The organism is Virgibacillus phasianinus, from assembly GCF_002216775.1.
GTDB lineage: Bacteria > Bacillota > Bacilli > Bacillales > Amphibacillaceae > Virgibacillus_F > Virgibacillus_F phasianinus.
In genome coordinates this window covers 2,447,107-2,467,418 of sequence record NZ_CP022315.1, presented here as the reverse complement: position 1 = coordinate 2,467,418, position 20,312 = coordinate 2,447,107, and the positions used below count along the sequence as shown (strand labels likewise).

Here is a 20,312-nt window from a genome sequence, read left to right as displayed (position 1 = left end):
CAATTTCATAGCACTTCTTTGGCAATTAAATCATATGATTTAAATTTATCCTCTATATTACTTGTTATCGTCACAATCATTAGTTCATTTACTTGATATAATTTACATAAATCATCAAGCCGTTGCTTTACCTCCTGTGGGTTCCCGACAATCATCTTGTCGCTTGATTTCTTAATTAATGCAAGATCGTCCGCAGTGTACGGATAGTTTTTTGCCTCTTCGACGGATGGGACCCCAATATCTTCACCTTTCGATCTCTTGACACCCCATAATTTACTGCTCATCGCCAATTCTTCAGCTTTCTCGGTTGTCTCAGCACAAATCACTGACACTGTAACAATGGCTTCAGCCCTGCTTATGTGACCACCGCTTGAAAACCTATCATAATATTTTTTGACGATGGCAGGACCATCCCTGTCACTCATGAAATGGCCGAATGTGTATGGGAGTCCTTTTTCCGCCGCTAAAATCGCACTCTTTTCACTTGTGCCAAGCAGCCATGGTCGAGGTTCAGTCTGTGGGACAGGTGACGGCTGAACTTTTGCAAACATATGGTCTTTTGCGAAATCATTATGTAGGAAATGAAGCAGGTCATCCAATGAATCAGGCGTTCTGCGCACATTTTCCAGAAAGTTATCCGAAAGTGCCATCGTAGCTTCAGCAGATCCACCTGGTGCACGGCCAAGGCCGAGATCGACGCGGCCTGGATACAATGTTGCTAGAAGATTATATGTCTCAGCAACCTTAAATGCCTTATAATGAGGCAACAGGACAGCACCGGAACCAATTCGTATACAAGATGTAGCGGAACCGATAATCCCAAGCATCACTTCCGGTGACGGGCAAGCTAGACCTGATAAATCATGATGCTCTGCCATCCAATAACGAGTAAACCCAAGTCTATCTCCTAGTTTAGCGAGTTCAATTGAGTTATAAAGTGCTTCCTGTGCATTCTTCCCATCGGATATTGGCGCTTGATCCAGAATACTTAGTTGCATGTTTTTACCTGCTTTCTAACTGTTACTTGATACTATAATTATATGGACCATAATCAAAATAAGCAAAAAAGACCTACCAGCAAATGGTAAGTCATTAGAAAAATTTATATGTTTTTGTAAACTAACAGTCCAGTTTTTTATGCGTTTGTACAAATTGCACAAACCGTTTCCAGTCCATTAACCCACTAGGCTTATTGATAAATGCTCTTACTTCAACCGATGTCAGGCCTATTTCTTTAGCAATTAAAATAAGATCAATCCACTCCCCATCAAGACTATTCTCCAGTGGTTCCTTCATCGAATATCCGACAATAATCATCTCCCTAATTATAATTCTCAAGAGGATGTGCATCATGGCTGAAGAAAATTAATAAATTACCCATTATTTTTTGAAATGATTCCATATAATAACAGGTCGACTATATCGTTTGCTAGACTTTCTGGCTTCTGTATCCCCGGTAATAATTTTGTAACCACAAGACGTTCCATAATCCCCACTAAACTTTCAGCGACTATCTTTACATCAACAGTGGGTTGGAAATAACCATCCTGCATTTCTTTCCTAAGATTATCCGTTATTTGTGCAGCTAATTCCGTTTTTATATTTTCCGCTTCTGTTGCTTGCAATAATCCAATTCTGGTTAAGCTCGGATTTTCTGCGAAGAAGGAAAACATTGCTGTTAAGCCTGCTTTTATTTGATTGGGTAATGCGCTTCGCTCAATACCTGATTCCAATCGGCTGCTTTCAGCAAGACTGAACAATTTAGTGCGAAATAAACTGACCAATTCCTGAAATACGGCATCTTTATTTTGAAAGTACAGGTAAAAGGTTGGTTGTGTTAATCCCGCTTTTTTAACAATGGTACTTATCTTTGTATTATAATATCCCTCCTGGGCAAATTGATCAGCAGCGATTTGCAGCAGCAAGGATCTGCTTCGTTCTCCGCTAGCTCCTACTTTCCTTCCCCTTTGCCCCATCTTGTGCCAACTCCATGTTAGATTTAGTTAGTTATATTACTCATTAGTATTATCTACCAAAACCCATCATTAAGTCAAGGTAAACTTTCAAAATGAGGAAATTAAAAAACGAACCCCGTCTGAAGAGGTTCGTTTTTTTAGTTATTAATAGACCACAATATCGGAAAGAACGTAATGGTACAGCAATTGTTCAGTGTAATCCAATGATGTTTCATGGGTTCGTTCAAATGCATGTGAAGAATCTATTCCCGGCCCGATTAGTCCGTGAACAATGTCATGGCCCGCACGAATTGCCGCAGATGCGTCCGATCCGTAAAACGGATATATATCAAGCTTATAGCCAATATTATTTGACTCAGCAAGTTCTACAAGATGTTTTCGTAAACCATAATGATATGGGCCACTGGAATCTTTTGCGCAAATGGAAACGGTATATTCATCGGTTGATTGTCCGTCGCCCATAGCCCCCATATCGACTGCCAAATATTCAACTGTTTCAGGGGTAATATTGGAATTACCACCGTAGCCTATTTCCTCATTATTCGAGATAAGGAAATGGGTTGTATATGGAAGCGTAATATTTTCTTCTTTTACCCGTTTGATTAACTGCAGCAGAATCGCAACACTGGCCTTGTCATCCAGATGGCGTGATTTAATAAATCCATTGTCTGTTTGCTGCACGCGTGGATCAAAGGAAACAAAATCTCCCACCTCAATTCCAAGTTCACGGATTTCCTCTGCTTTTTCAACTTTTGCATCAATCCGGACTTCCATATTTTTTTTATCACGCTTGGCTTCCCCTGCATCCTTGTACACATGGACTGATGTTTGATGCATCAAGATGGTTCCAGTGTATACTTTTCCGCTGGAAGTATGGATTTCACAATACTCTCCTTCAATTGAGTTAAAGCCAAATCCGCCAATTAAATCAAGCCGAAGACGTCCATTGTCCTTCACTTCTTTCACCATCGCACCAAGTGTATCAACATGGGCAGTCAACATTCTCTGTTCACTGTTATTTTCGCCAGGTAATGTTGCGATTAATCCCCCCTTACGATTTCGTCGTGTTTTCACTTTTAAATCTTTCAGGGCACCTTCGACAAATTTAATTACTTTTTCAGTGCTGCCTGAAGGGCTAGGAATCGAAACTAATTGTTGAATTAGCTCTTTCGTTTCATTTACGTTTGGATATGTAGTCAAAATAGTTTCCCCTTTCAAAAATATATGTACCTATATCTTATCGTTAATGGGACAAGAATGACACTAAAATATATTATTTCTCACAGACCGCAATACCCAAAGGATAGTAGTCTTCTTCATCACGTAATGTTTCTGGAGTAATTAACACACCTTTTTGTAAATAAAAAGCGGATGATCTGTAATCCACAAATAACTGTTTAAATTCACCAATTGTCAGTTGGTGGACATGAAACGGCGAACCACAAGGAACCCCTCTCCCTTTTCCAAAAGGTGTTGATAACAGTAACGTTCCTCCCGGTTTTAACATAGCATAAATGTTAGACAGAAATTGTTTCTCATCAGGTATATGTTCAATTGTTTCAAAGCTGAGGATGGTATCAAATTGCCCCAACTTTTCCGGCAAGTCACTTGCAGTTACATCACCATGAAGGAAGGTCGTCAAGGGATGATAATATTTATATTGGCCGTAGGCAATTGCATCCTTATCATTATCAACACCGATGACTTCCGTTACTCCCTTGTCTTTACACTTTTTGGCAATGATGTGGCTTCCATAACCGGAACCACTGGCAAAATCAAGCACTCGTCCACTAGAATAATTAATTGCAAAGTGATACCTTGCAACATGTTCAAGTAATAAATCGTTTGTTATTTTCATTTTTTCAGGAATGACTCTTTCTCCTGTATCTTTTAGCATTTTGTTCACCGCTCAATTTTAAAAATTTTAAAGGTTATATAAAAATTATACCACACTGGTTGATAGTGCAATGAAAGCACCTCCTAAACTTTGTAAGCATTGACTCATCACCTGTTAACGTGCTATCTTTTGTTGTATGTATTTGCAAAAAAATTTAAAGGAGCATTATTCCGATGTAAATCAAAAATCCCAAATAATACCTATCATAATGAAAGAACGAATAAAGAATGGAAGGGATTTTTATGAGTATACAAGATGAAGTAAAAAAAAGAAAAACCTTTGCGATTATTTCGCATCCCGATGCAGGAAAAACAACAATGACAGAGAGATTACTCTTATTGGGAAATTTAATTCGATCAGCGGGAACGGTTAAGGGTAAAAAGTCAGGAAAATTTGCTACGTCCGACTGGATGGAAATTGAGAAACAGCGTGGTATCTCCGTTACATCAAGTGTGATGAACTTTCCATACGATGGATTCCAGGTAAACATTTTAGATACACCTGGTCACGAGGATTTTAGTGAGGACACTTATCGGACATTGACCGCCGTTGATAGTGTAGTGATGATCATTGATGCTACAAAAGGAATTGAGTCACAGACCATCAAATTATTTAAGGTATGTCGCATGCGCGGAATTCCTATTTTCACATTCATCAATAAATTGGACCGTGAGGGAAGAGAACCCCTTGAGTTATTAGAAGAAATCGAGCAGGTTTTGGATATTGAAACATACCCAATGAATTGGCCGGCTGGAATGGGAAAAAGATTCCTTGGAATTTTTGATCGGCATGATGAGCAATTTGTTCAATATAATGGAAATGAAGAAGAATCGTACATTCCATACAAAGAACTGAATAATTCCGAACATCAGGAGTTGGTGTCGCAATCAGCGTATCAGTCGGCACATGACGAGCTTTCTTTATTGGATGAAGCCGGCGACATGTTTTCACTAGAAAAGGTTTTATCAGGGAAGCAAAGTCCGGTATTCTTCGGAAGTGCACTCGCACCATTTGGTTTGCAAACCTTTTTTGATACGTTTATTTCCATGGCACCATCACCAGCACCAAGAAAATCAACTGAAGGGGCCATTCTTCCTGACAAAGAAGACTTCTCCGGGTTCATTTTTAAAATTCAAGCCAATATGAATCCAGCTCATCGGGACAGGGTTGCGTTTTTACGGGTGTGTTCCGGTAAGTTTGAGCGAGGAATGAGTGTGAAGTTGGCAAGAAATAATAAACTTATTAAGCTTTCTCAATCCCAGCAATTTGTGGCATCCTCAAGGGGAACAATTGAGGAGGCATACGCCGGAGATATCATTGGTATATATGATCCAAACGCCTATCAAATTGGAGACACTCTGATAGAAGGCAAAGACCATTTTGAATACGAGGAGCTGCCAAAATTCCCACCGGAAATATTTAAAAAAGTTACTGCCAAAAACGTGATGAAATCCAAGCAATATAAAAAAGGAATTGAGCAGCTTGTGCAGGAAGGTGCAATCCAACTCTATTATCGATATCGCACCGACTCCTATATACTAGGTGCAGTAGGTGAGCTGCAATATGATGTATTCAAATACCGTATGAAAAACGAATACAATGTAGAAGTCATTTTGGAATCGATTGGAGAACGAGTACCACGCTGGTTAAAAGAGGAACAAGTAGACGAGTCGCTTTTTGATGAACAGAATTTACTAGTCCGCGACAGAGAAGGAAATTATCTTGTGCTATTTCGAAATGATTTCGCCCGTCGTTGGTTTGAAGAAAAACATACCAGCATCGAATTGATCGATTTGCTGGAATCCAATAAGTATGATCAGTCGTATTAAATATGGTTTATCCTCTATTACAATGGTTGATTGGAGCGGAAAACAACCCAGCGCATATTTCGAGTTTATAGACATTTAGCAGTAACATTTACAAAAATAACCAAGAAAAATATCCGAACTACTCCAAATTCAAATTAAAGAATTTTGAATCATAGTTCGGATTTTTCTCTGACTAAATCACTTTTGTCCCAGCCTCTTTACTATTTTTTATTCACCATAGCTTTCAATCATATTGGACATATGGGCATAGGCACCACCTGCGAGTAAAGCAGAGGATACCATTACAGCTTCCGCAAGCTCCTCATTCGTTGCGCCAGCTTTGTCCGCATTTTTGGTATGAACGTCAATGCAATAAGGGCATTGGGTAGCATGGGCGACTGCAACTGCAATAATTTCTTTAAACTTTGCAGTTAATTTACCAGCTTTCATTGATGTTGCACTGAAGTTAGCATATGCTTTGAAACCATCAGGGGCTTGTTTACCTAGCTCACCAAGTCTTTTTAGATTTGATCTCGTGAACAATGTATCATCCGCTTCCGGATCCTTAGCATTTTGCATATTTGTACTATGTGTTACCGCTCCTCCAGCTTCGACACCGGAAACTACAAATACAGCCTCGACCAATTCTTCAAGTGATGCCCCCTCTGTTTTTGCTTTACGTGTATGGGAGTCGATACAATATGGACATTCTGTTACATGTGCTATTGCTACAGCAATAATTTCCTTTTCTTTCTTGGTCAATGCGCCCTCTTTACTAACCGCCTCATTAAATTTCGAAAATGCATTTAACTGATCAGGAGCCAAATCTTTAAGTTTACTTAAATGCTGCATATGTTCCTTTTGATATAAAGAAGATGACATAGTAAACATCCTTTCATGGTTTTTTTTCGATACATTTATTTTGGATTTATTCCAATAAATTAGTATATAGTAACCTTACCATAGTAATTTTTGGAATAACAAGAAAACTGTTTATCTAAAATACTAAAATCGGACACAAAAAACCACCAACATATGTATTGGTGGAGACGGTGGGACATGCTCTTCCATGCTTTCGACATGGCACTGACTATATCTTGAACCTAATTAATCAGGCTCCCCGGCGTCTTATGCAGAATTTATATTTACCTTATTAAGGTTGTATTCCACATCCTAGTACTACCAAACATGGCAGCCTATAAGTCGATACACGGCTGTTGGATTACTCCACATACCGCTCGGCATTGCCTTATTGCTTTATAAAGCAACTTAGGTTTCACCGATAAAGCCGGATTTTCACTTTTGTATTACTACAAAAGGCGACTATTTACTAATCGAACCCACGTCCAGAGATATTGCCACTCAGGCTTCTACACGTGTAGTTGGTATATTATCATTCGCTGTCATATCGGCCTACCAACAGGCCTCCATGCAGCTAGTCTGATTGGTTTCAACTACCATCCTCAGACGGTGGATGGCAGTGTAGCCCGCTTCATTTGAGACCCTTCAATCTGCATCACGGGCGAATGCAGGAAGGATCGCTTTAGAACTACTTACGCAGCTGCTAAAGCAGGTTGATTATTTTTGCCAGTTATATTTAGGCGAGTAACGTTTTACGAGCCGTAACCTCGACGCGCAACCTGAGCTCAATCTATCCCTGTCGAATCCTAAACGTCCCCGTTAAGAGAAACGCTCGGATAAAAATGAGCATTTATTTAATTTTGTTAGCTTTATTGTTACAACTACTAGTATAGCATATTAAGCATAAATTGCAACCTGTCCTAGGACTATTTACCTGCATCCTTGATGGCCCGGTCAATGTCCCGTTTCATTTGTTTCCTTTTTAAGTCTTCCCGTTTATCATATTTTTTCTTTCCGCGACCAACACCAATCAGGACTTTGGCATAGCCATTTTTAATATAGATCTTAAGTGGTACTAATGCATACCCCTGCTGCTGCGTAACGCCGATTAACTTATCAATTTGTTTTCGGTGCAGCAGTAATTTCCGGGTTCGTGTTGGGTCATGGTTAAACCGGTTTCCTTGTTCATATGTCGAGATATGCAAATTGATCAGCTTTATTTCACCTTTATCAATCCTCGCATGTGAATCTTTAATATTCACACGGCCGGCACGAATAGATTTAATTTCCGTTCCTTGCAAGACGATTCCTGCTTCATAAGTCTCCTCGATAAAATATTCATGGGATGCTTTCTTATTTTGAGCGAGTGTTTTTCCCAGTCCTTTTGGCATAGTGTTTCCTCCTACTACTTGCGTGTCACTTATTTTATCAAATATCCCTTACTTTTCCAATCATAATAGGAGTTATTACAGAGAAAAGACTAATCCGCCCAACGAATTAGCCCAAAGGTTTAGTATAGTTACTTCTTTTTGTTCTTCCCTTTTCCTTTTGACTTTCTCTTTTTTCCACCGCCAACCATTTCAAAATCAACCACGTGTTCATCCATGTTAACGGCAATTACCCGAACATCAACCGTATCACCAATTCTGTATATGTTTCCAGTTCGTTCACCAATCATTGCGTAATTCCGTTCATCATAATGATAATAATCATCAGTGAGTTGACTAACATGTACAAGGCCTTCAACCGTATTTTCCAATTCAACAAACAAGCCGAAATTCGTTACAGAGCTAATCACACCTGTGAATGTTTCACCGATTTTATCTTCCATATATTCCGCTTTCTTCAGATCGTCTGTATCTCGTTCGGCATCGACAGCAGTTCGTTCTTTTTCAGACGTATGACGAGCAATATCCGGCATTCTCTCTTTCCATTTGCGGATTGTTTCACTGTCCATTTTCTTTTCAATTAAATAGGTCCGTATTAACCGATGAACGATTAGATCTGGATACCTTCTAATCGGCGAAGTGAAATGCGTGTAGAAATCAGTAGCCAATCCAAAGTGTCCGACACTGTTTGGATCATACTTAGCTTGCTGCATCGAACGTAACATCAGTTTTGAAATGATCATTTCTTCAGGTGTATCCTTTACTTCATCTAGAACCTTCTGCAATGCCTGTGGATGAATTTCATTTGCTGTCCCCTTCACCTTATAGCCAAGCCCGCCAATGAAATCAAAGAAATGCTGCAGCTTTGATTCATTTGGATCCTCATGTATCCGGTGAATAAACGGAACATCCATCCAGTGAAAATGTTCTGCTACGGTCTCATTTGCTGCTAGCATAAATTCTTCAATCAAACGTTCCGCAACCCCGCGTTCACGGATTACCACATCAACCGCCTTTCCTTTTTCATCAACGAGTACTTTTGCCTCTTTAAAATCGAAGTCAATTGCGCCACGCTTTGCCCGTTTATGCCTCAGAATGGATGCTAATTTCTCCATAGCTTCAAACATAGGAACAAGTGCATCATACCGTTCCCGGACTTGTTCGTCATTATCCACCAAGATCTTATTTACATCACTGTATGTCATGCGTTCATTGGTTTGAATTACACTTTGAAATATCGAGTGATCAATTATTTCTCCGAAATTATTTATTTCCATCTCACACCCCAGAGTTAATCGGTCTACCTGGGGATTTAACGAACAAATCCCATTAGAGAGGCGGTGTGGTATCATCGGAATAACCCGGTCAACTAAGTAAACACTAGTTCCGCGTTCAAATGCTTCCTTATCCATTGGTGTGCCTTCACGCATATAGTAACTGACATCTGCAATGTAGACACCAAGCTTATAATTTCCGTTATCGAGTTTTTTTACGGATACCGCATCATCAAGATCTTTCGCATCAGCGCCATCAATCGTTACAGTTACTTCATCCCGCAGGTCCTTCCGATTTTTCATTTCATCTTCCGAAATCGTTTCAGGTGTGTTTTCAGCCTGTTCTAATACTTCTTCCGGAAAATCAATGGTAATCCCATGTTTATATATAATTGAAATAATATCAATTCCCGGGTCATTCTTATGGCCTAAAATCTGGGTGATTTCGCCTTCCGCACTTTTTCCTCCTTCTGGATATTTGGTGATAGTAGCAATTACCTTATGACCGCTAACTGCACCTTTTGCCTTACTCTTGGGTATGAAAATATCATTTGGTATCCGTTTATCATCCGCAATTACAAACCCAAATGAACGATTATTTTCAAATGTCCCAACTACTTGATGGACAGCCCGTTCTAAAATTCGAATTACTGTGCCCTCAGGGCGATTGCCTGCATCATCTTTTTTCTCCAGACGAACCAGTACAATGTCATTGTTCATCGCTGAAGCCAAATCTGAATGATGAATATATACATCCGTCTGTTCTTCGTTTTCAGGAATTAAAAATGCAAATCCCTTTGCATGCATTTGAATCCTGCCTTTAATCAGATTCATTTTTTCCGGCAGTCCAAATCTATTTTTTCTAGTACGGACTAGTTCTCCATTCTCCTCAAGTTCGTTCAGCGACTTGATCAGGCTTTTAAATTCCTCGGATCCTTCAATATTCAATGCTTCCTTAAGCTCATCAACAGCCAATGGCTTCGTATTATTTTCTTTAAAATAGTTTCGTAATTCGTCTATCATTGTCTCATTCATGTGTTCACCTTCTTTCTCTATTAGTATTACCCTAATTTACCAGCTTCAAAAGCTATTATTCCCAATCAAGCTTTTCCAGGAAGTTTAATATATCTTCATGCAGCTGTTCCTTTTCCTTATCAAGTGTAATAACGTGGCCAGATTCTTTGTACCACTTTATATCCTTATGATCGGATTCGACATTTTCATAAATATATGCAGCACTGTCTGTATTAATCATTTCATCTTTCTCAGCTTGAACAACAAATGCTGGTGTATAAATGGTGTCGACATTGGTTTTCACATTTGTAATTAACTTGCCTAATTGTTCAAACATTGGCGCTGACTGATCCATTAAGCTGTTAACTTCTTCTTTTATTGTATCGTCGTCTTTGCCTTCAAGCTGCTTGTATTCCTTCGCAAAGGTTTTGAAACCTTTAGTTAATTGTGTCTCATTATCAAAAAACATCGGGGCACACATCGGAATTACACCTTTTACTTGTTCCGAATAAGCCAATTTTAGACCAAGGACACCGCCAAGCGACAATCCAACCACAGCAATCTCCGAATGACCAAGTTCTTTTAAATGATGATAGGCCTCCATAACATCTGCCCACCATTGTTCAGGTGTAGCGTCAATCAGTTCCTCAGGTGGTTTGCCATGTCCCCTGTAAATTGGGGCGTGACAGGTGTACCCTTGTTTTTCTAAATAACGTCCAAGCATACGAACATCCGCAGTATGACCGGTAAAACCGTGCAATAATAATACCGCCCGTTTTCCTGATTCAAATGTAAATGCCTTTGGTTCCTTAATTTTCATCGTGATAATTCTCCTTTGATCCATGTAATCTTATTATTACCTTCTATACATAAATAATCCCTTATCACCAAACGCGATAAGGGCTTAATTGTCTATTGTAAAACATATGCACTTAAGAAAGCTAATATAAAAAACAATGTTCCAGTTATTACAGTGCCTCGGTGTAAAATTAAATCAACACCACGTGCCTTCTGTTTACCAAATAGTTGTTCCGCACCACCTGAAATTGCTCCAGATAATCCTTCACTTTTACCTGATTGTAAAACAACTAAAACGATCATAATAATAGCATCAATTACTAGGACAATATTTACTATATCTATCATGTTATGATGACACCCCCGTAGTCATAAACGTACAAAGTTCTATCTATACTTTAGCATAATTTCAGTTATTTTAGCAAGTTTATTTAAAATAACATTGCTATATTTTGGACGTAACGTCTCTTTCACTTTATCATAGAAAGAACAATAACTTGTAGAAAAGGATGAATAATAATGGAAAAAGACTTTTGGTTATCAATGTATGATGATGTTGAAATCTATGTAAAAAAATGGTTCAACCCAAATCAAAAGCCTAAGGCAATCGTTCAACTGGCACATGGTATGGCTGAACATATTAATCGGTACCATCCATTCAGCAACTATCTGGTTGAAAATAACATAGCGGTATTTGGAAATGACCACCGCGGGCATGGTCAAACTGGTGAGAAACAAGGATCACTTGGGTATTTTGCTGACGAAAATGGTTTTGAAAAGGTTACCAACGATCTTTTCGAGGTTACGCTGGAAATCAAAAAGGAATATCCGGACACTCCAGTATATTTAGTTGGGCACAGTATGGGATCCTTTTTATCCCGCGCCTATATCCAAAAGTACAGCCAAGAAGTTGATGGTGTGATTCTTTCTGGTACAGGCTATTTTCCTAAATTCCAATCATTAGCTGGTAAACAAGTAGCCGCTGTATTGCCACCAAAGGAAGAAACAAAACTTATGAATGCATTAACATTCGGTTCATATAACAAAAAGGTAGATGATATGCATACTACATTTGATTGGCTAACACGCGACCAGAAAATGGTACAATCCTATATCGATGACCCTTATTGTGGCTTTGTACCGAAAGCAAGATTCTTCTATGACCTGATGGATGGAATAAAAACAATTCAGGATAAACGGCGCAACGAAGCTGTTCGTAAAGATTTGCCAATGCTTCTGGTCAGTGGGGATGCCGACCCTGTTGGTGATTACGCTAAAGGAGTGTGGAAGACAGCACAGTTATATGAAAAAGCCGGTTTAGAAAATATAGCATCCATGTTTTTCCATGATGGACGGCATGAAATCCTGAACGAGCTGAACAAGGAAGAGGTTTTTAATCTTCTATTCCACTGGTTACGTGATCAAATGAACCAATCATCAAAGTAAGCGTTTGCAAGGCACTTTCCAGTTATATACATGCCCAATCCCTTGAAACGACTATGTTTTTAAGGGTAAAATGGAGGGTGGATATGAAATAAAAATTGAAGGGTTGGACATAGATTATGAAACAGATTCAAGGAATAGCTGCTTCGAGTGGAATAGCGATTGCGAAAGCGTATCAATTGGTTACACCAGATCTTTCATTTGAGAAAAAGCCAATCGATAATCCGAATGAGGAAATTGAACGGCTGGATCATGCGCTAGAGCAATCAAAAACAGAATTAGAAAAAATTAAAGCGCATGCTAAACGGGAAATTGGGGACGAGCATGCCGAAATATTTTCAGCACATCTGCTCGTCTTAAGCGACCCGGAATTAATCAAACCAATCAAAGAGAAAATTACAACTGATAATGAAATGGCCGAAGCAGCATTACAGGAAACTGCTGACATGTTTATCGACATGTTTAAAAACATGGATAATGAATACATGCGTGAGCGTGCAGCGGATATTCAGGATGTAACAAAACGTGTAATGGCTCATTTACTAAATGTTACATTTCCTGATCCTGCCTTAATCGATGAGGAAGTAATCGTCATCGCAGAAGACCTGACACCTTCTGATACGGCACAATTAAATCGCGAGTTTGTTAAGGGCTTTGCAACAGACATTGGGGAAGAACCTCCCATTCAGCTATCATGGCTAGATCACTGGAAATTCCTGCTGTTGTAGGCACAAAAGAAAGCACGCAGGAAATCCAGCAGGATGACTTCCTTATCGTCGACGGCATGAATGGTGTTGTATTAATTAATCCGAGTGAGGAAGAAATAGAATCCTATAAAGTAAAGCAGGCAGAATACGAAGCACAGAAGTCTGTATGGGCCAAATTAAAGGATGAATCAACTGTAACATCTGAGGGCGAACACGTTGAATTAGCTGCTAATATTGGTACACCCGAGGATGTGGATGGTGTCCTAAATAATGGGGGCGAGGGTATTGGACTTTATCGGACAGAGTTTCTATACATGGGAAAAAGCCAGCTTCCAACTGAAGATGAACAATATGATGCGTATAAATCGGTACTGGAAAAAATGGGAGACAAACCTGTTGTGGTTCGGACATTAGATATAGGTGGCGATAAGGAATTAAGCTATTTAGATCTGCCGAAAGAAATGAATCCATTCCTAGGATTCCGTGCAATTCGCTTCTGTTTAGAAAATGAATCAATTTTCCGTACACAATTACGCGCCTTGCTTCGGGCAAGTGTACATGGCAACTTAAAAGTGATGTTCCCGATGATTGCTACACTGGAAGAATTCAGGCAAGCCAAAGCTATTTTATTGGACGAAAAGGAAAATCTGATAAATGAAGGTACAGACGTTTCTGATCAAATTGAGGTCGGCATTATGGTGGAAATTCCATCAACCGCAGTTACTGCTAAACAGTTTGCAAAAGAGGTAGATTTCTTTAGTGTCGGTACAAATGATTTGATTCAGTATACAATGGCCGCTGATCGCATGAATGAACAAGTTTCTTATTTATACCAGCCATACCATCCCGCAATATTAAACCTGGTACATCATGTAATTGAAGCAGCGCACGCCGAAGGGAAATGGGTTGGCATGTGTGGCGAAATGGCTGGTGATCCAATTGCCATTCCAATTTTACTAGGACTTGGACTGGACGAATTCAGCATGAGTGCCACATCTATCTTACCAGCCAGAACCCAGCTTCGTCAGTTATCAAAAAAAGACATGCAATCCCACAAAGAAACATTGCTTTCCATGGGAACCACAGAAGAAGTAGTAGCATTTGTGAAAGAGAAAACAGAGTAACATAATGGGGACAGTCCCCCGCCACGCTAACGCGTTAAAGCGATGGGGGACTGTCCCCTTTTATTATCTCAAGTTTTTGCTCAATTGGTGTACGTCCTTTATTTCTTGGTACATGTTTCGGATAACCGATTTGCAGGACGGCGGCTATTTTGTGCTGTTCTTCATCCAATCCAATTGCTTGGACAAATCCAGGATCATGCATAAATGGTGTAATTGTCCAGAGCATCCCAACACCGAGTTCCCAGCCGGCTAGTTGGGCGTTCTGAATGAATGCACTAACTGCGGCACTTTCTTCCTCAACACGAACCTGATCAGCCTCCTTTGTATAATAAATCAACGCATGATGCGGGATATGTAATAAAAAATTTTTCATCGAATCTACCATTTTCACTGTTTTGGCATCATCAGTAGTTTTTAACATTCCAATACGCTGGTAGCTTTCGATGATTTTATTAACAAAAGGGGCCTTCCCCTGTTCCTGGTAGAGTTTAATTTGCCACGGTTCTTTCATATAATGGGTTGGTGCATAGGAACCATAGGTAAAGATCTCCTTTAGCCTGTCCAAAGGCACTTCTTCGTCAGTAAAACTATGTATCGATCTTCTTTGTTTAATTGCCTGCAGTATATCCAAGTTTCCACCTCATCGTTAATCTTCTCTATCACTATGGTAACAGATTCTTTCGTAACATTGGCAATTAATCACGTGTTCCCTCCCGTCATCACCGTCATAAAGTTGGTATAAAATTTGCTATAATCGAGTTGAAAAGCAATTCGATATTGCTTTCTTTTCTCATTCTCCTCGTTATTTATATATGGGCGAATATCTGCTATGCTCTGCCCCCGTGCAACACCTTTCCTCAATTGGACAATTGTAACAGGCAGTGTATCAAATGTCAGCATGTCCTCGTGGATAGTTGCCATTAACGTCAGTACGTCGTGCATGGGACTTCCTTGGATGGATGGATTACGGTTCTTGTAAAAGTTATAATAGTAATCCAACATTGGTTTGATAATTTTTGCTTTTCCTATGTCAGCAATATAATCCACCATTTGCGGTGTTACAATAGCTTGCAGTGTTACGTTTAATGGGATGATGGTTACATTTTGAGCATTTTCCAAAACAAGCTTGGCAGCAATAGGGTCGGAATAGAAATTAGCCTCTGACACAGAAGTAACATTACCAGGAACCCAGAATGCACCACCCATAATGTAAAAACCTTTTATTTTCTTCATCAATGATTTGTATAAAATAAATAGGCTGGCAAGCGAAGTAAGTCTGCCAATATTAACGATTAGTAAATCATCATCCTGGTATTTTTCAATGATGTTGACAATCTCAAAAAAGTTTTCCGTCTGGTAATCTGAAACTGTTGGTGGAACAATTGGGCCAAGCCCATATTCTCCATGAATTTCCGGAAAAAACGTTGGCACTTCTCCTGTCATAGGCATCTCAGCACCACTGATAACAGCCGGCTTATCAGGTATATCAAACAGCTCTTTAATATACCGTACATTAGCAAGCGCCTTTTCCCGTGGTACATTGCCATAATCAGCTACAACCCCGACTATTTCAATCTGATCATTTAAGTACGCATAAATCAGTGAAACAGTGTCATCTATCCCAATATCCCCAAATAATAAAACCTTTTGTGCCACGTCACCCATCCCCTTGCCATCATTTCTTAATTATATTCGCGGGGAGAGCTGTCCTATGTGTAGAAAATGGGATTAAGAAAGAGTTTTTTCCTAAAAGATTGTTGTTTTTGACACAAAATCCATAAACTGAGACGTACCTAAAAATCATGTTTGATATCTTGGCGGCCGCTGCTTAAAAAACACTGCGCTTTCCGTGGGCAGCTGATGAGCCTCCTTGCCCCGGCACGGTTTAAGCCCTTTTGCCGGGGCAAGGAAGGGCACTGAAAAAGTGGCGGATTTTAATTTAGTTTTTCACTTTTACTTAGCATCTTGAATATACGGAGACTCCTCGAAAAAGAAATGCACTTTTTCTTCGTGCGATGCCTATTCAGGGAAGCTTTCCTTGTACTGCGGGAAGTGAGAGATCGGCGAGACCCCGCAGGACGGCAGTTAATGAGGCCCGACTAAAACCGCCCTTTGCGGGCAACGTCGGCTACCCCTTGCCGGGGCAAGGAGACTCGGCACTCGCCCTAAGGTGCGCGCAGTATATTCAAGATGCGATGATAGATCCACATATTTGTGTATTAACTATACCTTTTTCAGTCCCCTCATCGTAAGGGGAGGCCATGAAAGCGAGTGTTTTTTAAGCAGCGGCCGTCGTGGTGCCAAACATAATTTTAGTTACATCGCAGTTTATATCAACTGCGGCGACAGTAACCACAAACTATGCAAAAAACCACCTAAAAAAGAGACAGATTTCTCTGCCTCCTTTAATCAAATATTTATTTGTTCAAGTTATAAAAAGCATTCAGTCCAGCGTATTGTCCAAGACCAGAAAGCTCATCCTCAATACGTAGCAATTGATTATACTTCGCTACACGATCTGTCCGTGATGGTGCCCCAGTTTTGATTTGGCCAGCATTGGCCGCAACAGCGATATCTGCAATTGTTGCATCTTCTGTCTCACCAGAGCGATGGGAAATAACCGCTGTATATCCAGCCCGTTTTGCCATTTCAATAGCGTCAAATGTTTCAGTAACGGTACCAATTTGGTTTACTTTTACCAGAATGGAATTTCCTACACCCTGTTCAATTCCCTGGGCTAATTTCTTCGTGTTTGTAACGAATAAATCATCACCAACCAGCTGGATGCGGTCACCAATACGTTCAGTTAACAGTTTATGACCTTCCCAGTCATTTTCATCCAGTCCATCCTCAATAGAAATAATTGGGTACTTATTAACCATTTCCTCGTACCAGTCAACCATTTCTTCAGATGTGCGGACAACGCCTTCACCTTTAAGGTTGTATTTACCATCCTCATAAATTTCGGATGATGCTACATCCATTGCTAACTTCACTTCTTCTCCAGGTTTATAACCTGCAGCTTCAATAGCTTCAACAATTGTTTGTAATGCTTCCTCATTTGATTCAAGGTTTGGTGCAAAGCCGCCTTCATCACCAACACCAGTATTATAGCCTTTAGACTTTAATACGTTTTTCAATGAATGAAAAATTTCTGCCCCAGTTCGAAGTGCTTCTTTAAATGTTGGTGCTGCAACAGGCATAACCATAAATTCCTGGATATCCACGTTATTGTCAGCATGCTCGCCACCGTTTAGAATGTTCATCATAGGAGTCGGTAATGTTTTGGCATTAAACCCTCCCAAATAATTGTACAATGGAATTTCTAAATAACTGGCTGCTGCATGTGCTACCGCCATGGATACACCTAGAATAGCATTTGCTCCAAGTTTTCCTTTATTTTCTGTACCGTCTAGCTCAATCATCAATTCATCAATAATATTTTGACGGGTCACATCAATACCAATTAGTTCAGGTCCAATCAACTCATTAACATTTTCCACTGCTTGTTGAACGCCTTTTCCAAGGTAACGATCTTTGTCACCATCGCGCAGTTCAACGGCTTCATATTCTCCAGTTGATGCACCACTAGGAACAAGAGCAGCACCAAATGCTCCAGACTCTGTAAATACTTCTACTTCTACTGTTGGATTTCCACGTGAATCTAATACCTCTCGTGCATAAACGTCTGTAATGTATGGCATGTTTAACCGCTCCCTTATTTTTTAATTAATGATGTACCAGTCATTTCTTCTGGTAAATCAATGTTCAATAGATCAAGTAATGTTGGTGATAAGTCTGCAAGGATTCCGCCATCACGCAATGTGGCTTCCTCTTTTGTTACGATAACTGGCACAGGATTTGTCGTATGTGCTGTCATTGGATCACCATCAGGTGTGATTACCTCATCCGAATTACCATGATCCGCAGTAATTATCGCATTACCATCTAATTCTACTATTTTATCAACAATTTTTCCAAGACATTCATCGACAGCTTCTATTGCTTTAATTGTTGGCTCCAATTTTCCAGAATGTCCTACCATGTCCGGATTGGCGAAGTTTAGCAGAATCGCATTTGGTCGGTCAGCATCTGAATCCAGTTCTTTCAATAAAGCGTCAGTTACTTCATACGCACTCATCTCCGGTTGCAAGTCATAGGTTGCGACCTTTGGTGAATTAATCAGAATACGTTTTTCACCAGGAAATTCTTTCTCACGACCACCACTCATGAAAAATGTCACATGTGGATATTTCTCCGTTTCCGCAATCCGAAGCTGTTTCATATCATGCTGTGCCAAAACTTCTCCAACAGTGTTGTCCAAGTTGACCGGTTTATAAGCAACATAGCCATCAACGGATTCACTGAAATTAGTCAGCATCACAAAGTGTAAATTCTTTGGTACATTGTCTCCGCGGTCAAAGTCGCGGAAATCATCGTCTGAAAATGTGCGTGAAATTTGGATGGCACGGTCCGGTCTGAAATTATAAAAGATAATCGAATCTTCACTTTCAACCTTTCCTCTTGGGTTGCCATTTTCATCGGTTAAGACTGATGGTATCACGAATTCATCATAGATGCCATTTTCATACGAATCATCAATCAATTCATATGGATCTTTGTATTGCGGCCCTTTTCCATAAACCATCGCATCATAGGCTTTTTTCACTCGGTCCCAGCGCTTATCCCGGTCCATTGAATAATATCGACCGGAAATCGTAGCGAGTTGGCCGACGCCATATTCCTTCATTTTTGCTTCTGTTTGTTCAATATATTTCTTCGCTGTTTGTGGCCCCACATCTCGCCCATCCAAAAATGCATGAACGTATACATCTTTTAAATCATTATCTTTAGCCAATTTCAGTAATGCAAACAAATGACTGATATGACTATGCACACCACCATCTGATAACAGCCCAAAGATGTGTAAAGCCTTGTTCTTTTCTTTTGCATCATTAACCGCATCAAGGAAAGCATCTTTTTCAAAAAACTCGCCTTCCTTAATGGACAGATTGACCCGGGTAAGACTCTGATACACAATTCGTCCTGCACCAATATTTAAATGTCCGACCTCTGAGTTACCCATTTGGCCTTCCGGAAGGCCTACAGCTTCTCCACTGGCTTGCAACTGGTTATGCGGATACTTATTCCAGTAACGATCGAAATTGGGTGTATTTGCTTGTTTAACTGCATTTCCCATTTCGGTATCACGGATTCCAAATCCATCTAAGATGATTAATGCAGCCAATTTTTGATCGGTCATTTTTTACCAGCCTCCACGAGCTGAATAAATGATTCTGCTTCAAGACTTGCTCCACCGACTAACGCACCATCAATATCAGACTGTGTTAGTAATTCATCAACATTTGCCGGTTTCACACTGCCTCCATACTGGATGACAACCTGATTGGCTGTTTCAGTTGATGTCATTTTTTCAATTACATTCCGAATGTGACCGCAAACCTCATTTGCATCACTGCTTGAAGCAGTTTTACCAGTTCCGATTGCCCATATCGGTTCGTAGGCTACAATTGTCTCAGCAATTTGTGCATCTGTTAGATCTTTCAAACCTTCGCGTACTTGTGTTTCAATATGGTTCATAGTCTCATTAGCTTCCCGTTGATCAAGTGTTTCCCCAACACATACAATCGGTGTTAAATCATGTTCAAATGCCGCATGTGCCTTCTTATTTACCGTTTCATCAGTTTCAGCAAAATATTCCCTGCGCTCGGAGTGCCCAATTACAACGTGAGTCACACCTAAGTCTTTTAACATCACGGGACTAACTTCACCAGTAAATGCCCCGTTTTTAGCATAGTGCATGTTCTGGGCACCGATTTTTACAGAAGTACCTTTTGTTTGTTCAACAAGTGGCGCAAGAAAAGGGAATGGTGCACACACAATTGCTTCCACCCCTTGGCCAGTTGGATCTTTGTCCACAACCTCTTGGACGAATTTTTCCGCTTCGCTTAACACTTTATTCATTTTCCAGTTTCCAGCAATTACTTTATTGCGCATCGTC

The 20,312-nt window shown here is 40.0% G+C and carries 17 protein-coding genes, 1 other RNA gene and 1 pseudogene; 3 read left to right on the top strand and 16 right to left on the bottom strand.

Features of this window, described 5'->3' with window-relative positions; translation table 11 throughout:
- Positions 1-5: 5 nt before the first annotated feature.
- The 5 genes from CFK37_RS11775 to CFK37_RS11755 form a co-directional block, all read right to left on the bottom strand.
- The gene (locus CFK37_RS11775) at positions 6-998 is read right to left on the bottom strand and encodes an LLM class flavin-dependent oxidoreductase (protein ID WP_089062033.1); all 993 of its coding nucleotides are present in this window, start codon (positions 996-998) and stop codon (positions 6-8) included.
- Between the two features lie 121 nt (positions 999-1,119).
- On the bottom strand, positions 1,120-1,338 hold the full coding sequence (locus CFK37_RS20275; protein ID WP_216639610.1) for an anti-repressor SinI family protein: 219 nt from the start codon (positions 1,336-1,338) through the stop codon (positions 1,120-1,122).
- A 35-nt stretch (positions 1,339-1,373) separates the two neighbouring features.
- Entirely contained in the window at positions 1,374-1,976 is a 603-nt protein-coding gene (locus CFK37_RS11765) for a TetR/AcrR family transcriptional regulator (RefSeq protein WP_089062031.1), read from the bottom strand.
- 144 nt (positions 1,977-2,120) lie between these two features.
- Entirely contained in the window at positions 2,121-3,176 is a 1,056-nt protein-coding gene (locus CFK37_RS11760; protein WP_089062030.1) for a M42 family metallopeptidase, read from the bottom strand.
- A gap of 73 nt (positions 3,177-3,249) precedes the next feature.
- Positions 3,250-3,873, bottom strand: a complete 624-nt coding sequence (locus tag CFK37_RS11755) for a class I SAM-dependent methyltransferase (protein WP_089062029.1) — start codon at positions 3,871-3,873, stop codon at positions 3,250-3,252.
- 242 nt (positions 3,874-4,115) lie between these two features.
- Here CFK37_RS11755 and CFK37_RS11750 point away from each other — a divergent pair, with 242 nt between their 5' ends.
- Positions 4,116-5,702, top strand: a complete 1,587-nt coding sequence (locus tag CFK37_RS11750) for a peptide chain release factor 3 (protein WP_089062028.1) — start codon at positions 4,116-4,118, stop codon at positions 5,700-5,702.
- A gap of 207 nt (positions 5,703-5,909) precedes the next feature.
- On the opposite strand, the gene CFK37_RS11745 is transcribed toward CFK37_RS11750, so the two are convergent.
- The 6 genes from CFK37_RS11745 to secG all read right to left on the bottom strand — a co-directional run bounded on the left by CFK37_RS11745 (position 5,910) and on the right by secG (position 11,364).
- Entirely contained in the window at positions 5,910-6,563 is a 654-nt protein-coding gene (locus tag CFK37_RS11745; RefSeq protein ID WP_089062027.1) for a carboxymuconolactone decarboxylase family protein, read from the bottom strand.
- A 449-nt stretch (positions 6,564-7,012) separates the two neighbouring features.
- Positions 7,013-7,352: a transfer-messenger RNA gene (gene ssrA, locus CFK37_RS11740) on the bottom strand.
- A gap of 116 nt (positions 7,353-7,468) precedes the next feature.
- Positions 7,469-7,933 (bottom strand): SsrA-binding protein SmpB, encoded by a 465-nt coding sequence (gene smpB / locus CFK37_RS11735; protein ID WP_089062026.1) that lies wholly within the window; start codon positions 7,931-7,933, stop codon positions 7,469-7,471.
- Positions 7,934-8,061: 128 nt separating this feature from the next.
- Positions 8,062-10,239, bottom strand: coding sequence for a ribonuclease R (gene rnr, locus CFK37_RS11730; RefSeq protein WP_089062025.1), 2,178 nt, complete (start codon positions 10,237-10,239; stop codon positions 8,062-8,064).
- 55 nt (positions 10,240-10,294) lie between these two features.
- Entirely contained in the window at positions 10,295-11,038 is a 744-nt protein-coding gene (locus CFK37_RS11725) for an alpha/beta hydrolase (RefSeq protein ID WP_089062024.1), read from the bottom strand.
- A 92-nt stretch (positions 11,039-11,130) separates the two neighbouring features.
- Complete coding sequence (gene secG, locus CFK37_RS11720; RefSeq protein ID WP_089062023.1) at positions 11,131-11,364, bottom strand: preprotein translocase subunit SecG; 234 nt, start codon at positions 11,362-11,364, stop codon at positions 11,131-11,133.
- A gap of 171 nt (positions 11,365-11,535) precedes the next feature.
- Here secG and CFK37_RS11715 point away from each other — a divergent pair, with 171 nt between their 5' ends.
- Together CFK37_RS11715 and ptsP are read left to right on the top strand one after the other, a co-directional pair.
- Positions 11,536-12,462, top strand: a complete 927-nt coding sequence (locus CFK37_RS11715; RefSeq protein WP_089062022.1) for an alpha/beta hydrolase — start codon at positions 11,536-11,538, stop codon at positions 12,460-12,462.
- Between the two features lie 116 nt (positions 12,463-12,578).
- Positions 12,579-14,290 (top strand): annotated as a pseudogene (gene ptsP, locus CFK37_RS11710) (phosphoenolpyruvate--protein phosphotransferase).
- A gap of 34 nt (positions 14,291-14,324) precedes the next feature.
- Here ptsP and CFK37_RS11705 read toward each other — a convergent pair.
- The 5 genes from CFK37_RS11705 to tpiA all read right to left on the bottom strand — a co-directional run bounded on the left by CFK37_RS11705 (position 14,325) and on the right by tpiA (position 20,308).
- On the bottom strand, positions 14,325-14,921 hold the full coding sequence (locus CFK37_RS11705) for a nitroreductase family protein (RefSeq protein ID WP_089062021.1): 597 nt from the start codon (positions 14,919-14,921) through the stop codon (positions 14,325-14,327).
- 68 nt (positions 14,922-14,989) lie between these two features.
- The gene (locus CFK37_RS11700) at positions 14,990-15,946 is read right to left on the bottom strand and encodes a nucleoside hydrolase (RefSeq protein ID WP_089062020.1); all 957 of its coding nucleotides are present in this window, start codon (positions 15,944-15,946) and stop codon (positions 14,990-14,992) included.
- A gap of 761 nt (positions 15,947-16,707) precedes the next feature.
- Entirely contained in the window at positions 16,708-17,994 is a 1,287-nt protein-coding gene (eno, locus tag CFK37_RS11695; protein ID WP_089062019.1) for a phosphopyruvate hydratase, read from the bottom strand.
- Positions 17,995-18,008: 14 nt separating this feature from the next.
- The gene (gene gpmI, locus CFK37_RS11690) at positions 18,009-19,553 is read right to left on the bottom strand and encodes a 2,3-bisphosphoglycerate-independent phosphoglycerate mutase (RefSeq protein ID WP_089062018.1); all 1,545 of its coding nucleotides are present in this window, start codon (positions 19,551-19,553) and stop codon (positions 18,009-18,011) included.
- Positions 19,550-20,308, bottom strand: a complete 759-nt coding sequence (gene tpiA / locus CFK37_RS11685) for a triose-phosphate isomerase (protein WP_089062017.1) — start codon at positions 20,306-20,308, stop codon at positions 19,550-19,552. The genes gpmI and tpiA overlap by 4 nt, the downstream gene beginning before the upstream one ends.
- Positions 20,309-20,312 lie beyond the last annotated feature (4 nt).